The organism is Rhodococcus sp. NPDC056960, assembly GCF_042674125.1.
In the GTDB taxonomy this organism is placed as follows: domain Bacteria; phylum Actinomycetota; class Actinomycetes; order Mycobacteriales; family Mycobacteriaceae; genus Rhodococcus_F.
The window spans coordinates 1-13933 of the sequence record NZ_JBHURF010000031.1; the positions used below are offsets into that span (position 1 = coordinate 1).

At 64.7% G+C, this 13933-nt stretch carries 14 protein-coding genes and 1 pseudogene; 4 read left to right on the top strand and 11 right to left on the bottom strand.

Annotated features, from left to right (window positions below):
* Positions 1-56 precede the first annotated feature (56 nt).
* The 4 genes from ACFTWF_RS36430 to ACFTWF_RS36445 form a co-directional block, all read right to left on the bottom strand.
* Complete coding sequence (locus tag ACFTWF_RS36430) at positions 57-521, bottom strand: hypothetical protein (protein WP_378465933.1); 465 nt, start codon at positions 519-521, stop codon at positions 57-59.
* Positions 518-1591 carry a phosphotransferase gene (locus ACFTWF_RS36435; protein ID WP_378465934.1) on the bottom strand — a complete coding sequence of 358 codons (1074 nt, stop codon included), beginning with the start codon at positions 1589-1591 and terminating at the stop codon, positions 518-520. The genes ACFTWF_RS36430 and ACFTWF_RS36435 overlap by 4 nt, the downstream gene beginning before the upstream one ends.
* Positions 1591-2760, bottom strand: a complete 1170-nt coding sequence (locus ACFTWF_RS36440) for a hypothetical protein (protein ID WP_378465935.1) — start codon at positions 2758-2760, stop codon at positions 1591-1593. The genes ACFTWF_RS36435 and ACFTWF_RS36440 overlap by 1 nt, the downstream gene beginning before the upstream one ends.
* A 220-nt stretch (positions 2761-2980) precedes the next feature.
* Positions 2981-3541, bottom strand: coding sequence for a nuclear transport factor 2 family protein (locus ACFTWF_RS36445; RefSeq protein ID WP_378465936.1), 561 nt, complete (start codon positions 3539-3541; stop codon positions 2981-2983).
* Between the two features lie 156 nt (positions 3542-3697).
* On the opposite strand from ACFTWF_RS36445, the pseudogene ACFTWF_RS36450 reads away from it, so the two are divergent.
* Positions 3698-3952, top strand: a pseudogene (locus ACFTWF_RS36450) (hypothetical protein); the annotation flags it as partial.
* A 126-nt stretch (positions 3953-4078) separates the two neighbouring features.
* Positions 4079-4513, top strand: a complete 435-nt coding sequence (locus tag ACFTWF_RS36455) for an SIS domain-containing protein (protein ID WP_378466020.1) — start codon at positions 4079-4081, stop codon at positions 4511-4513.
* Positions 4514-4608: 95 nt separating this feature from the next.
* On the opposite strand, the gene ACFTWF_RS36460 is transcribed toward ACFTWF_RS36455, so the two are convergent.
* Positions 4609-5607, bottom strand: coding sequence for an SMP-30/gluconolactonase/LRE family protein (locus ACFTWF_RS36460; protein WP_378465937.1), 999 nt, complete (start codon positions 5605-5607; stop codon positions 4609-4611).
* 316 nt (positions 5608-5923) lie between these two features.
* Between ACFTWF_RS36460 and ACFTWF_RS36465 the strand changes: the two genes are divergently transcribed.
* Entirely contained in the window at positions 5924-7003 is a 1080-nt protein-coding gene (locus tag ACFTWF_RS36465; RefSeq protein ID WP_378465938.1) for a porin PorA family protein, read from the top strand.
* A 79-nt stretch (positions 7004-7082) separates the two neighbouring features.
* Here ACFTWF_RS36465 and ACFTWF_RS36470 read toward each other — a convergent pair whose 3' ends face one another.
* The 6 genes from ACFTWF_RS36470 to ACFTWF_RS36495 form a co-directional block, all read right to left on the bottom strand.
* The gene (locus tag ACFTWF_RS36470; protein ID WP_378465939.1) at positions 7083-7826 is read right to left on the bottom strand and encodes a histidine phosphatase family protein; all 744 of its coding nucleotides are present in this window, start codon (positions 7824-7826) and stop codon (positions 7083-7085) included.
* Positions 7827-7887: 61 nt separating this feature from the next.
* Entirely contained in the window at positions 7888-8739 is an 852-nt protein-coding gene (locus ACFTWF_RS36475) for an acyl-CoA thioesterase (RefSeq protein WP_378465940.1), read from the bottom strand.
* A complete protein-coding gene (locus tag ACFTWF_RS36480; protein WP_378465941.1) occupies positions 8736-9746 on the bottom strand; it encodes an acyl-CoA dehydrogenase family protein in 1011 nt (336 codons plus the stop codon). The genes ACFTWF_RS36475 and ACFTWF_RS36480 overlap by 4 nt, the downstream gene beginning before the upstream one ends.
* A complete protein-coding gene (locus ACFTWF_RS36485) occupies positions 9743-10900 on the bottom strand; it encodes an acyl-CoA dehydrogenase family protein (protein WP_378465942.1) in 1158 nt (385 codons plus the stop codon). Before ACFTWF_RS36485 ends, ACFTWF_RS36480 begins: the two co-directional genes overlap by 4 nt.
* Positions 10900-12105, bottom strand: coding sequence for a thiolase family protein (locus tag ACFTWF_RS36490; protein ID WP_378465943.1), 1206 nt, complete (start codon positions 12103-12105; stop codon positions 10900-10902). The genes ACFTWF_RS36485 and ACFTWF_RS36490 overlap by 1 nt, the downstream gene beginning before the upstream one ends.
* Positions 12102-12503, bottom strand: a complete 402-nt coding sequence (locus tag ACFTWF_RS36495) for a Zn-ribbon domain-containing OB-fold protein (RefSeq protein WP_378465944.1) — start codon at positions 12501-12503, stop codon at positions 12102-12104. Before ACFTWF_RS36495 ends, ACFTWF_RS36490 begins: the two co-directional genes overlap by 4 nt.
* A 153-nt stretch (positions 12504-12656) precedes the next feature.
* Between ACFTWF_RS36495 and ACFTWF_RS36500 the strand changes: the two genes are divergently transcribed.
* Positions 12657-13886 carry an acetyl-CoA C-acetyltransferase gene (locus ACFTWF_RS36500; protein WP_378465945.1) on the top strand — a complete coding sequence of 410 codons (1230 nt, stop codon included), beginning with the start codon at positions 12657-12659 and terminating at the stop codon, positions 13884-13886.
* Positions 13887-13933 lie beyond the last annotated feature (47 nt).

Sequence of the window (13933 nt, forward strand, 5' to 3'; positions counted from 1 at the left end):
CACGGCCGACGGAGCCCGGAGGCGTTCACGGCGGCGGAGGCGGCCGACCTCTGCGTCTACCGGCGTGGGCCGGTGAAGGCGTCTTGCTGCCAGCGTTGTTCGCGCTCGAGCTGGTGACGCATGTATTCACGCGCGGCTTGCCGACTGGGGTGTGCTTCATCGGGTGTCGCGTCGATGATCGAGACCAGCGCAGCACGGAGGCGAACGGCGTCACGGTGAAGTTCTGCCAGGTCCGGGTACCGCGGCGCCGGTGCGTCGTCTATAGCCGCGACGATGGATGCGCGGACCTCGGTGGGGTGGTCCGCACACTGGAGGGCCGTCGTAAGGATGTCGCGCAGTTCATCGTTGCCGGCATGCAGCGCCGAGATTTCGTCCGCCGTGCGTGCCCGGACCGAGCGCAGCATCTGCGCGACGGTCTTACACAAACTCGCGGCGTGGTCGTCCTGGACGTGGGGAGCGATGTCGGTCTCGACCGCATCGATGATCGACGTGAGAACGACATCTGTCGTGGGATAGATCATTGTGAGGACCTCACTTCTCCGGGTGCGGCGCCGAAGAGGCCCGCCAGGCGCACCTCGCTGTGGAATCCGATTTCGGCGGCGTTCCACACGAACCGCAATGATGGATGGTCCTGATGGCGAACCTGCGCCGCCGCGTGATGGGTGTACAGGAATTGCAACAGGCCGTAGAGCGCTCGGTAGTAGTCGATCCGCTCGACCGTGACCTCGATGCCGGTGCGGTCGTAGTAGTAGGACAGCGCCTCGGGAAGACCCCAGAGGCGCTGTCCGCCGCGCTCGATTTCGGGGATCATTTCCTGAATCTGTGCGAAGTCGTAGGCCGGATCACCGAGTGCGGCGAGTTCCCAGTCGGACATCGCCACGATGCGCCCACCGGACCAGACCTCCTCGCCGTGTCCGTTGGTCCCCTTGCACAGCGTGATCTGCGGGCAGTCCCGGGGAGCCGACTGCAGCAGGCGCGACACGCCCTCGCTGAGTATCGGACTCGGTTCGAACTGAAACCGTTGAAGCTGTGCCATATTCGCGCGAACCAGATTCGCGGCGCAGTCCGGCGGCGAATCCGGCACTGCGAAGATGTCGGCGAACCCGAGGCCTTTCCAGTCCGCGGTGTGCACCAGTGCGAGCTTGTCGAGGTGTTCCTTCGAGGCGGCAATGCGCATCTCGTCGTGCGCTTCGTCGGTGCTGCTGATGAAGGGAAGCTTCCAGTCGCCGGCGACATGGGTGCGAACGTATGCCGGCCGCGAGTCGGGGCACCAGTCGGCGTCGTCCTCGAACCACAGGGCCTTCGAGGTGGGAATCGCGGAGTCGCGCAGGAGCCGATAGACGTCGTACTCGGTCTGCAGCGAGGTCGGAATGATGCTCCCACCGGCGTGGTCGCGGCGGACGACGAATTGCTGCGGCGACCACGTCCCGTGGACCTGGACGGTCGCGGTCACCGACCACGTCTCCCGCGATACTCCGCGCGAGAGACGCTCGGCTGCGGCGATCCGAACGTCGGTAGCCTGCGGGTCGATGTGGCCGAGCCGTTCGCGGAACCAGCGCTCGACGAACGTGACGTCTCCGAGTTCTGCCATCACTGCAGACCGTAGGGAGCGAAGGGGCCGTCGAGGAAGAGTTCGGTATGGCCGGCGCCGTCCCAGCGTCGGCCATCGGGTGCCAGGGTGGTGACCCGGGAGAGATACTCCTTGCCGTGCAGATTGCGGTGGACCGTGCCGTCGTACATCGTGTGGTCGAACGGTTGCTGTGCGAAATCGAACTCGTCCCATTCGATGCTTACTCCCGGTCCGTGATAAGTCCGCATCGAGCCGCCATCCTTCCAACTCCCGGCCTGGTAACCGATGGTGGCGGTGACCCACGGCGGTGCGACCGGTTCGACGTGCTGTACCCACTTCCCCCCGTCGGCATCGAGAAGGGTGACGGTCGCCGCGCGCAGCAAGCGTGTGCCCGGCACGAGTTCGAGCTCGTGCGACCCGCCCACCAGATCGATGGTTTCCGTGTCCCATCCCAGGTGGAGCCTGCCCTCGAAGGGGGTACCGAACGTGTCGTTCATCGGCACCTGTTTGCCGTCGGGGGATTCATGGATGGCATAGAAGCCCGACAGCCCTCCGGAACCGAACAGCGTCCAGAATCGCAGGGCGCGAGGTACCCCTTCCGCTCCTCGCGGGGGTAGGAACCGTGGATTCGGTGCGAGCGGCGGCCGCTCGTGATAGAGCCCCCACGAGTGATCACGGCTGCCGTACCACTGGGTGGGGTTCACGTCGATGCGCTCACCGTCGATGTCGATCCATCCTTGCGCTGTTCCGGCCTGGGAGTACCTCGTCTGGTCGGTGGTCGGACGACCGCGATTCGTTGCAAGATGGTGCGCTTCCTCGTACGCAGGGGAGGAGCCCATCCAGTTCAGGTCGAATCGGAGACCCGAAGGATTGTCGTCGAGCGTGAGACGGATGTCGCGATACGGCTCGACGACCTGGATGCGATAGGGGCCTACGGCGGTGTCGCACAGTTCACGCCAGGTTCGGCTGAACCGGACCGTCCTCTGGACGCCGTCGCGAATGAAGCCGACGTACCCACCGACGATATCGGTGTTGGGGTTGATGCGCAGACCCTGGAAGCAGACGATCCGGTGGTCCGCGGAGAAGACACTGAAGAAGTAGCCGTCGTCGAACCCGGGGTCGGTGTTCGTCACTACCGACAGGGGGTGGGAAGTTTGATGGACGGGAAGCTCGTCGTACGGGCTCAGCATGGAGTTCCTTTCGGGCGACTGGTGGACTTCACCGCGATGTGCAGCGCCGACGCGAACTTTGTGCCGCCGGTGGTTTCGTATAGCCGGCTACCGAGGTCCGGCAACTGCGCCGTTCGGCTCTCGACCCGCGAACTTGCTCATACGAATATCTATTCGTCGACTATCGTATCTTAGTGTGAACTCGGTCACCAGGGGGGCGGGGCTCGGTGGACGGCCGTGCTCAGGTGCGGTCGACGGGGCCGAGATGGTCGAGCTCACCGGCGTCGAGTCGCCGCACGATGCGAGGAGCTTCGCCCGCGTACATGTCTTCCCCGAGGATCAATCCCTCTGCGCTGATCGGCCAGACGATCAGCGCCTGGTACTCCACCAGGAACCATGCCGACGAGTCGTCCTGCAGGCCCTCGTAGCCGCGGGCTGTCAGCATGGCGCCGGAATAGGCGTGGCGGAAGACGCCTTCGGTGAGGACGGTGTCACGGTCCACCACGACGCGACCGATCTCGAACTCGAGTCGATTCTTGCCGATCCGGATCGCAGCCCGATAGAACTCCGCCACTTCGTCGTAGCCCTGCGGCCCGACGCTCGTCGAGGCGCCCCACACCTGATATCGCGGTTCCGGGACAAGGGTCGCCATCAAGGCGGGTATGTCGCCGCGCACTTCGGCCTCGACGTGTCTTGCCACGATCTCCATGTTCGCGCGCAGTCGAGGATTCTGCTCTGCTGCAGCACGATCTGCGAGGAGTCGCCACGTCTTGGCGGCCTCTGGGCTCAACGGGGTGATCATGTGATTGCCTCTCGGTGGACAGCGCCTGGGGCGGCCTCGTCGTCAGACTAGAGCGTGCAGATAGTCTAATAATTCACTATCTATGTATCAAGCAAGTGTAGTCGCTGTGAGGCGAGGCTCAGCGGCAATCCGAGTACGTCCGTCGAGAGGTGCAGCGTGGCTGACGAACACCGAGCTACACCATGGACCGCAGCGTCCGGCGCCACATCGACGGCGATCCGGGCCGCGGTACCAAGTTTGACACCCAGTGAGAGGCGGGTAGCCGAAGTCTGTCTGGAGCGGTCGTGCGACGTTGCGTGGGGCTCGGTGGCGGATCTGGCCGCCCAGTCACGCACGTCGTCCGCGCACGTCGTTCGCGCCTGCCGAAGTCTCGGCTATGCCGGTTTCCGGCATCTCCGTGGAGCGCTCTTGGAAGAACTCGGCGCTTCGGCACGCGAGTGTTCGCCACGCCCCCAGGTCGATCCGGCATCTGCTGCCGACGTCTTACGCTCCACCTTTGCCGACACGTCGGAAGGACTCCGGAAAACGCTCGGCGCGTTGGATCCGGTCGCAGTCGACCGGGCAGTGCGACTGCTTGCCGCAGCCGACGTGGTTCTCGTCCTCGGCAACGGTCGATCGGCACCTTTGGCCATGGCGTCCGCAGCACTGTTCGTGCGGGCGGGTCGACGGACTCAGGCGCCCGCAGATGCATTCGTTCAGAAATTGACGGCGAGTCGTCTCCTGCGCCCGAACGTAGTCCTCGCCGTGAGCTGTAGTGGACAGAATCCCATCACCCTCGAAGCGGTGGAGGCCGCCCGTGCCACAGGTACGGCATCGGTTGTGGGGTTGTCGTGTCTTGCGGAATCAGCGCTGATCGAATCGTCGGATATCGGGATTGTGGTTCCCGGCGGCGAACCGGTGAGTGTGCTTGCAACGCTGATGAGTCTGCAGATCGCATCCTTCTCGATGACCACCGATTCGTTCGACGGGTAGCGAATTGGCCATCGGGACCGGGGCGTGGAGCAAGCACCACGCCCCGGCGACTTCTCGACTCTGCCGGAGCTGCCCGCATTCTCCCGGTGGGCTACCTATTTGGTTCCGTTCAACTCTTCGATCTCGGCGACCGCCACGGCGCCGCCTGTCGTCTGGCCGATGACGAGCTTTCCGGCCGCTGCAGCAACCGAATCGATGTCACACGGCCCGGATGCCGGCCGGGGAAGAGGGAAATAGTCGATGTGGTGAGTTGTGGTGTCGAAGCGCCCGATCGTGCTTCCTCCGGTGAAGCCGCCGTTCGCGGACCACAGGTTGCCGTCCGAACCCAGAACGAGGGGGCCCATGGAGGGAACGGGCACCTCTGGGGTTGCGATCGGATATTCGGTGACATCGCCGGACGCCGGGTCGATCCGGCCGATCTTCGCCCCCAGTGTCTCGCTGAACCAGATCGCGCCGTCGGCGCCGAGCGTCAGTCCCTGCGGTACGGCGCCGGGCGTCGGCACGTCATGGTTCGTAAAGACCCCGGTCGCGGTGTCGTACTCGACGATCCTGTTGGCAAGTGCCGCGGAGAACATCATCTTGGTGCCGGCGCCCGGCATGATGATCGTGGTGGGAACGTTCAGTCCGCCGCCTGGAATCGGCACCTCGGTGATCTGGTGTGTCGTCAGGTCGATTCGTCCCAGATTCTGGGCGATCGATTCGGTGAAGTACATGGCATTGTCCGGCCCGGGCCAGATGTCCGTCGGAGTCGAGTTCGGGCTGGGGGTGGGGAATGAACTGAACAGTCTGGTGTCGGGATCGAGGAACGCCACACCACTGGATGCGCCGAAGTATGTGAACCAGAGCTTCCCGTTCGGCCCGAAAGCAGCCCCGCCGGCTGTCGTTCCCGGAACGGGCAGGGGATAGCGCGCGACCTCGCCGGTCATGGGATCGAGGACGCCGAGACTTCCGACGTTTCCGTTCGATCCTGGATTGACGATTTCCTCGATGTAGATCTGACCGCTCGGGGCGTGGTAGATCCCTTCGCACGGCGCATGCAGTGGATCGGGGTACTCGGCGAATCCGCCCAATGGGTCTGCGGCAGAGGCAGTCATCGAGAGGGTCCATGCAGTTGCGGTGGCGGCCAGGACGGCGATCGAGGCGCGGGTCCTCGAATACGGGTTGTGGCGTGATGACACTGTCGATCCCCTTCATGGTGATGAGGTGCGGGTGAGTGTGGCGTCGAAGTCTACTTACAAATAGTCGATGTAGCGACTATGGTGGTGACTGGCGTCACATCGGACGCTTGTCGATCGGCGGCTGAGGGTGCAGCGCATCCACGCCGAACATGACCCGCCCGGAGCCGGATTCCACTCAGGTGCCTGCGGTGCGGTCTCGATCGCTCATCACACCCACAATGAGGAGTTCTGCATGTCAATTCGCAGGTCATCGATAGTGCTGTTGGTGGTCGGACTAGCGCTGATCGTAGCGGCCGGCGTGATCAGATTCGTTGCATTGCCCTCGTTGACGAAGCTTCCCGCCGACCTGAGTCAGGGCCAGAAGTACGAGGGAACGATGAGTGCGCTGAACCCTCAGGCGTTTGCGGCGAACGATCTTGCGAACCTCATCACGCCGGAAATGCCGATCACGGCCGACCGGTCTCTGACCGTCGACGCAACCGATGGCGACACGGCGATCGTCACCAGCAATACCGCAATCGCCCTGCCGGACGGGTCGACGCAGAAGGACGTGCACAGCTACGCGGTCAGTCGCGTGGACTACGCACCCGTACCGCTCACCGATGAGCAGAAGCAGACGCTGATCCCCGCCGCGGACAAGGCCACGTTCGAGGATCACGAGGGCATTGCGTTCAGCTTCCCGATGGGACCCGCCGAGGACGGCAATCTGCTGTACGACGCAGTGACCCGGTCCGGGCAGGCAGCGACGTACGTCGATTCGGGAACCCTCGAGGGGCGCGAGGTGAACAACTACGAGGTCAACGCCTCCGGTCCCATCGAGAGCCCGACGGTGCTGGCGCAGTTCAAGGACTTCCCGTCGCAGCTTCCCAAGGCTGTCGTCGCGGGCCTTCTGCAGGCGGGCATCGTCCCCGAGGCTTCGCGCGCGACTCTGCAGGCCGATCTCGCGACGCTCCCCGACGTTCTGGACCTCGGGTTCGGCAGTACCAACGTGGCAAAACTGGCGGTGGACAAACAATTCGGCGCACCTCTGAACGTCGACCAGACGCAGAGCATGTACGTCACCGTCCCGGTGAACGGTGAGGATGTGCCCGTACTTCCGCTCTCGACCGTCAAGCTGCACACCGCGCCGAGCGAAATCACCGGCCTTGCAGGGGAACTGTCGAAGAACGGCATGCTGCTGTCGATCGCGGGTGTGTGGGTTCCCCTCGGGTTGGTCGTCGTGGGGCTGCTCTTCGTCGCGATCGCAGCGGCGCGCTGGCGCAAACCTGCCTCGGTCACACGGGAGCGGACGGCCGAAGCGGCGCACGTCTGATACTCGACGAACGGAACGGGGTGGGCTCAGACGAGTGCAGTGCGAGCCCACCCCGTTCAGGTGTCTTCTAATCGGTTTGTCAGTGTGGGATCGGGGTGCCGTTCCAATCGACCAGGGTCCATCCGGTGTCCGGGCGCCCGGTGATGACGACATATCCGGTGTTGCGGAGGGGGTTGGTTTTCAGCAGGCTCACGTCGGGGTTGTCGACGTTCATGAGTGTCCAGATCATGATCGAGCCACCGTGTGCAAACGCGATGGGGTGCGTGTCTCCGCTGTCGGATATCTGCTCGACGGCATCGTCGAAGCGCTGATCGAATTCGTTGCCGTCGATGGAGCCGGGGATTCGCGCGTCACGCTGCCCCTGGAGCCAGCTGATGGGCGCTGCCAGGTAGGCGCTCTGCGCCGTGGCCTCCGGTTGACCTTCGTACTGTCCGGCTTCGATCTCCCGTAGGCCGGGCAGTACCTCGACCGGCTCGTCCACAGCGCGCGCCATGAACTCGGCGGTTTCCTGCGTGCGGACCATCGTGGAGGCGTACACGCCGTCGAAGTCCTGGCCGGCGAACCTGTCGGCCGCAGCGCGCGCCTCCTCCCGGCCCTTGTCCGTGATGTCCGGGCCGGGTGTGGACGTGTCGATGAGCCCGGATGCATTGCCCGCGGACTCGGCGTGGCGCATCAGGGTGATGGTGATCGGATCCGCGTCACTCCGAGTTGGTTGTGCCGAGGTCGGCGCGGACGCGGTCGGGGTCCCGGTGCACGCCGCCAAGGAAATGGCGGTGAGGAAGGCGGTACTTGCGGTGGCAAGGATGGAACATCGCCGATTCATGGAGGTCCTTCCAGAGGTTGTGCGGGCACGTCGACCAGCGGGGCTCGTCGACCGGGTGGCGTCACGTGTCCCGTCCGAGGTAGCCCTCTTGCATGATGCTCGCCACCAGCGCACCCGAGCGGTTGTAGATGCGGCCCGAAGCGAGTCCGCGACCTCCGGTTCCGTTCGGGGAGTGCTGGTCGTAGAGCAGCCAGTCCGCAAAGTTCGCGGGCCGGTGGAACCAGATCGCGTGGTCGAGAGAGGCGACGATACCGGGGCCACGCGACGTCTTACGCGCCTGAAGCATCACCGAGTCGAGGAGCGTCAGATCGCTGACAAACGTGATCAGGCAGCTGCTGAGCATCGGGTCTTCCGGGATGTCACCGTCGGGTCGCAGCCAGAGCCGGCTCCGCGGTGGTGGCACGGTGTCACGGTCCAGCGCGACGCGGGGCGGAGCGTTGACATAGCGCATGTCGAAGGGGCGTCGGCGGACCCACCATCCGTCGTATTCGTCGGCGTACGGAGCGAGTTGTTCCTCGATTCGAATGAGGCTGTCCGGCTTCGGAACCGAGGGAATCTGCTGCTGATAGTCGATACCGGAAACCGGCGCGCTGACGGAGATCAGCGCTTCGAAGATGACGATCCCATCCTGCGCGGCAGCCACTTTCCGAGTGGAGAACGATCCGCCGTCCCGGAGGGCGTCCACCGTGTAGACAATTGGAGCGACAGGGTCGCCGGGCCGGAGAAAGTAGCCGTGGAGGCTGTGCGGCAGTCGCCCCGGTGCAGTCCGGCCGGCCGCCATCAAGGCTTGTGCCGCGACCTGGCCGCCGAAGACACGTTGTCGATCCTCGACAGGTTGTGCCCCCCGGAAGGTCTGTGGGCTGATCTCGTCGAGCGAGAGAAGGTCGAGAACCTCGGCTACGGTCGACGTCACAGCGAGGCAAGCACCGGCATGTCACCGCTCTTGACCCCCGCGCCGAGTTCGACGCGCAGGCCGGCGGATGTTCCCAGCAGCTGTTCCAGTATCAAGCCGCGTCGGAGATACCGATGGAAGCTGTGCTCCCAGGTGAATCCCATGCCGCCGAGGAGTTGCTGACAGTTTTCGGCGGCGCTGCGGAAGAATCTGCCTGACAGGGATTTCGCCAGGATCGGTGCCTCGACCGCGCTGCTTTCCCAGGTGGCGTCTGCGGCAAGTTCTGCGCATTCCTGCCACACCCGGGTGTCTGCGAGCGCATGTTTCACAGCCTGGAAGCTACCGAGCTCACGGCCGAACTGCTTGCGCGACGTGACGTGGTCGACAGTCGCGGTGAGCATTTCGCGCCCGATCGCGTTCAACTCGTACGACAGGGCGCGGTTCGCCGCCGCTCGGATGTCACCCCAGAGGTCCGCGGCCTCGCCACCAGTCGACAGCACCGTTCCCTCGACGGAGCCCGTGACACGCGTCCACCCCGATTCCGGTTCGATACCCGCGGGCTCGAGCGCCAGGTTCTGTTCGTCCAGCGGAGTCTGAACAACGATCAGATCTTCCCCGAGGCGTGCGGGAACGAGGAGCGACGTGGTAGCACGGGGGTCCAGCGAGACGATTCCCGAGACAGCGACGGTGCAGCGGTCGGAGCCGGGGGTTGCAGAGCCCTCGACGACGCTCCCGACACGGGCCGATCCGAGTGGGGGGAAGACGATGCGTGTGACAGGTGCGTTCGGCTCGCGTTGCCATTCGCTCCGGCCCGTAGCGGCGAGCGCCACGTCGTCGACGAAAGAGGCGCGCGGAAGGAGACGCCCCTGGAGGTCCGACAGGATGCTGACGGCTGTTTCGGCGTCTTCGTCGAGCAACTCGTGCCAGCCGAACTCCGCGACGGCGTCGGGCCAAGCATCCGAGCCCGCTGCGGCGGTCACCTGCTCGAGGCTCGTACGAAAGAGATCTTTCTCGTCTGTGTCCATCATTTCTCCCGTGGAAGGCCGAGGATTCGTTCGGCGATGACGTTGCGCTGGATCTCTTTCGCGCCGCCGTAGATCGAAGACGCGCGTGAGTAGAGATAGTCGGTTCGCCAGTCCTTCGACTCGCGATCGTTGTCGAAGAGGACCGTCTCCGGCATCGCTTCCAGTGCGGAGTCGAAGAGGAACTTCTCGGCGGTCGACATCAGGTACTTGTCGAACGAGGGGAGTACACCGAGATCCTGCCCGGCCGACAGCGAGCGCAGAGTGCGGCGTGAGAGAAGACGTAGCGCCGAGATCAGTTCGAACGCTTCGCCGGCGCGGGCGTCGGTGAGTCCCGGCGCGTCCGCAACCAGCCGGTCCAGTCGCCACCGCATCCACGCTTGCCGCTGCCATGCGGCGGCACCTCGTTCACAGCTGAGGATGAACATCGCGATTGCCCAGCCGCCGTCGACGTCGCCGAGCGTGCGCGCTTTCGGCACCTTCACGTCGTCGAAATGGAGGCTGGAGAAGTCCGCTTCACCGGTGATGGCGACGAGCGGGCTGACGGTGATGCCCGGTGTGTCCATGTCGACGAACAGCGCCGTGATACCCCGATGTGCGGAGTCGGGGGCGCCGGTTCGGGTCAGGACGATGCAGCGGTCGGCGAATTGCGCCCAGCTCGTCCAGACCTTTTCGCCGTTGACCACCCAGTGGTCGCCGGCGTCGACGGCCTTGGTGCGCAGCGAGGCGAGATCGCTTCCGGCGCCGGGCTCGGAGAAACCCTGGCACCAGCTCTCGTCGCCTCGGAGTAGTCGACGAAGAACCTCGTTTGCGAGATCGGTGCGGGCGTAACGCGCGATGGCGGGTCCCAGGACTTCCTGGGTCGCGAACGAGAATGGTGGGGGGTAGCCGGCGGCGGCGAGTTCTTCGCTGACGACCGCGCGTAACGCGGTCACGCCGCCGAGGCCGCCGAGTTCGACGGGCCAGCCCAATCTGATCCAGCCGGCCTCGTAGAGCTCACGCTGCATCTTCGACAGGGTCGAGAAGATGCCGTCGACGTCGGTCGGAAGCTCGCGGAACTGCTCGAGCGCGTCGGCCCGCTCGGTAAGCCAGCTGCGGAAAGCGGTCCGAAGCTCGTCGATCGACATGTCACTGCGAAGTGCCGACTGGATCGTGGTCATCAGCTCACCCCTGCCTCGAGGATGTGAACGGCGCATGCCGACGCCAGTCCGATGACATGTGTGAGTCCGACCTTTGCCCCCGCGATCTGGCGTTCGCCCGCCTCGCCGCGCAGGTGAGTCGCCACCTCGTAGATGTTCGCGATGCCCGTGGCACCCAGGGGATGGCCCTTCGAGAGCAAGCCGCCCGACACATTCACAGGGGTCTTCCCGTCGCGCCACGGCGCGCCGGAGTCGAGGAAGTCCCCGGCGCCGCCCGGTTCGCACAGCCCGAGGTTGTCGTAGTGGATCAGTTCGGCGGTCGCGAAGCAGTCGTGCAGTTCGACCAGGTCGAGATCCTCCGGGCCGACACCTGCCTGCTCGTAGGCAGCGACGGCCGCGTTCCGGGTGAGGGTGCTGACGTCGGGCTGGACCTGACCGCCCTCCACCCAGGGATCGGACGTCAGAACGGACGCGGAGATCTTGACAGCGCGCCGGCGAACATCTGGATCCATGGTCTTCAACTTCGCGTCGGAGACCACGACGACGCTGGCGGCGCCATCGGTATTGGGGCAGCACATCGGCAGTGTGTTGGGGAACGCGATGACGTCGGCGTTCAGGATGTCGTCGAGGCTGAATTCCTTGCGGTAGTGCGCCAGGGGATTGAGCACCGAATGCGCGTGGTTCTTCTGGGCGACCTTGGCGAAATGGGTCGCGGTGACGCCGTGAGCGAGGGCGTACTCGGTCCCCGCCTGTGCGAAGACGCCCGGCATGATTCCTGTGCCGAGGATACCCTCGGTCTTGAGCACGGAGCCGTACCGACCGTTCGGGCTGTACACCTTCCGGGCGTCGCGCTTCTTGGCTGCGCCGCCGATCAGTCCACCCTTGCCCATCTTCTCGACGCCGACGGCAAGCCCGATGTCGGACTCGCCGGCCTTGATCGACAGGAGGGCGACCCGCAGTGCCGTGGCGCCGGTCGCACAGGCGTTCACGACGTTGTAGACGGGGATGCCCGTCTGCCCGATCTGCTTCTGCAGTCGCTGGCCGTTGTGCGAGTTGGCCTCGTACACGTTGCCCATGGTGAGAATGTCGATGTCCTCGATGGTGACGTCTGCGTCGCCGAGGGCATCGAGCGCCGACTCGGCGGCGAGGTCGATGAGATCCTTGTCGTCGTGACGGCCGAACGGCGTCATGGACGCGCCGATGATCCAGATGTCGCCGCTGCTCATCCTTGCTCCTTCACAGGCTTGTATCCGAAGGCGATCGCCTCGGTGCCGTCGTCGTCGACACCGGCGACGAACGTCGTCATGGTGACGGTCAGGCCCGGGGTGATGTCGTCGAGTTCGGCATCGAGAAGGTTCGCCTTGACGACGCCACCTCCATCGAGTTCGACGATCGCGGAGATGTAGGGCACCGGAACGGAGGGAGCCGCCCGATGGACCTGGGTATAGCCACGCAACTGTCCTGTACTGGCGAGAGCTTTCCAGGTGAAGTCCCGCCTACCGCAGTGTGCGCAGGCATTGCGCCGGTCGAAGTAGAGGGCATCGCATTGCGCGCACATCCGCGCTTGGAGATGGGATGGGTCGCCGAGCACCAAGTAGTCGACGACCGGAATCTGTCCCGGCATGGTGATCCGTCCGATCTGCGTATAGCGGTGAGGGCCGAGCGCCTACACAAAGCTCGACATGAAAATAGTATATGAGTAGAGTTTCCCGGCAAGCAACCGTGTTCGGAATCCGGTTGCCGAATCACACGTCTCTCGCAGCAAGGACACGACAAGATGACTCAGGCATGGATAGTCGACGGCGTCAGGACGCCGCGTGGCAAGGGAAAGCCGACCGGCGCACTGCACGGTGTCCACCCGCAGGAGTTGCTCGCCCAGCTCCTCGCGGCTCTGGCTGAGCGGAACAATATTGCGGCGGCCGATGTCGACGACGTCATCATCGGAAACGGCGATCAGCGAGACGACCACGGCGACGACATCGGGCGTCTCGCCGTGCTGGCGGCGGGCTGGCCGGTGACCGTTCCCGGCGTGACGCTGAACAGGTTCTGCGGTTCGGGACAACAGGCCGTGATGTTCGGTGCCGCGGGAATCGCAGCCGGCTGGCAGAAGCTCGTCGTCGCAGGCGGCGTCGAATCGATGTCCCGGTACCAGCCTCGGCGCACCAGCGGCCGGCTGGACGGAGGGAATGCCGCGATCCTCGCAAGACATGCTCTGGTCCCGCAGGGAATCTCCGCCGACTTGATCGCCTCGGTGGAGGGGTTCACCCGCGAGGAGGTCGACCAGTTTGCGCTGCAGAGCCAGCAGAAGGCCGCCGAAGCGATCGCCGACGGACGCTTCGCGCGGAGTCTCGTTCCGGTGCGTGATGACGCGGGGACGATTCTCCTCGATGCCGACGAGCACCCGCGGCCGCAGACCACCGCAGAATCGCTGGCCGCGCTGGAACCCTCGTTCGCGCGTAGCGGTTCCAAGGTGCGTGAGCCGGAGGGTATTTCCTTCGATCAGATGGCCGTCGATGCCTACCCGCAGATCAATACGATCAATCATGTTCATCATGCAGGCAATTCGTCGGGTGTCGTCGACGGTGCCGGCGTCCTCCTGCTCGCTGATCCCGATTATGCGAGGGCTCATGGCTTGACGGCGCGGGCATCGATCCGGGCGGCGGCAGTCGCCGCGGCCGACCCGATCATCATGTTGACCGCCCCGGGCCCGGCGTCCGAGCGTTGTCTCGAGCAGGCCGGCATGTCCGTGCAGGACATCGATTTGTGGGAGATCAACGAAGCGTTCGGAGCGGTGCCGCTCAAGGTTATCCGTGACTTGAAGATCGACCCGGATCGCGTCAACGTCAACGGCGGAGCCATCGCACTGGGCCACCCCATCGGAGGGACCGGGCCGATGCTGTTCCAGACCGTCCTCGACGAGTTGGAACGTCGCGACCTCTCCACCGGCCTCGTCACGATGTGCACCGGAGGTGGCATGGCAACCGCCACGATCATCGAGCGAATCTGACGACGTTGACCTAAAGCTCTATTGTTAGATAATCTGACACGCGAATA

What these genes read in the sequence shown, in the direction of transcription:
- ACFTWF_RS36430 (WP_378465933.1), bottom strand. Translation starts at nt 521, where the DNA reads ATGATCTATCCCACGACAGATGTCGTTCTCACGTCGATCATCGATGCG.
- ACFTWF_RS36435 (WP_378465934.1), bottom strand. Translation starts at nt 1,591, where the DNA reads ATGGCAGAACTCGGAGACGTCACGTTCGTCGAGCGCTGGTTCCGCGAA.
- ACFTWF_RS36440 (WP_378465935.1), bottom strand. Translation starts at nt 2,760, where the DNA reads ATGCTGAGCCCGTACGACGAGCTTCCCGTCCATCAAACTTCCCACCCC.
- ACFTWF_RS36445 (WP_378465936.1), bottom strand. Translation starts at nt 3,541, where the DNA reads ATGATCACCCCGTTGAGCCCAGAGGCCGCCAAGACGTGGCGACTCCTC.
- ACFTWF_RS36460 (WP_378465937.1), bottom strand. Translation starts at nt 5,607, where the DNA reads ATGACTGCCTCTGCCGCAGACCCATTGGGCGGATTCGCCGAGTACCCC.
- ACFTWF_RS36465 (WP_378465938.1), top strand. Translation starts at nt 5,924, where the DNA reads ATGTCAATTCGCAGGTCATCGATAGTGCTGTTGGTGGTCGGACTAGCG.
- ACFTWF_RS36470 (WP_378465939.1), bottom strand. Translation starts at nt 7,826, where the DNA reads ATGAATCGGCGATGTTCCATCCTTGCCACCGCAAGTACCGCCTTCCTC.
- ACFTWF_RS36480 (WP_378465941.1), bottom strand. Translation starts at nt 9,746, where the DNA reads ATGATGGACACAGACGAGAAAGATCTCTTTCGTACGAGCCTCGAGCAG.
- ACFTWF_RS36485 (WP_378465942.1), bottom strand. Translation starts at nt 10,900, where the DNA reads ATGACCACGATCCAGTCGGCACTTCGCAGTGACATGTCGATCGACGAG.
- ACFTWF_RS36490 (WP_378465943.1), bottom strand. Translation starts at nt 12,105, where the DNA reads ATGAGCAGCGGCGACATCTGGATCATCGGCGCGTCCATGACGCCGTTC.
- ACFTWF_RS36495 (WP_378465944.1), bottom strand. Translation starts at nt 12,503, where the DNA reads ATGCCGGGACAGATTCCGGTCGTCGACTACTTGGTGCTCGGCGACCCA.
- ACFTWF_RS36500 (WP_378465945.1), top strand. Translation starts at nt 12,657, where the DNA reads ATGACTCAGGCATGGATAGTCGACGGCGTCAGGACGCCGCGTGGCAAG.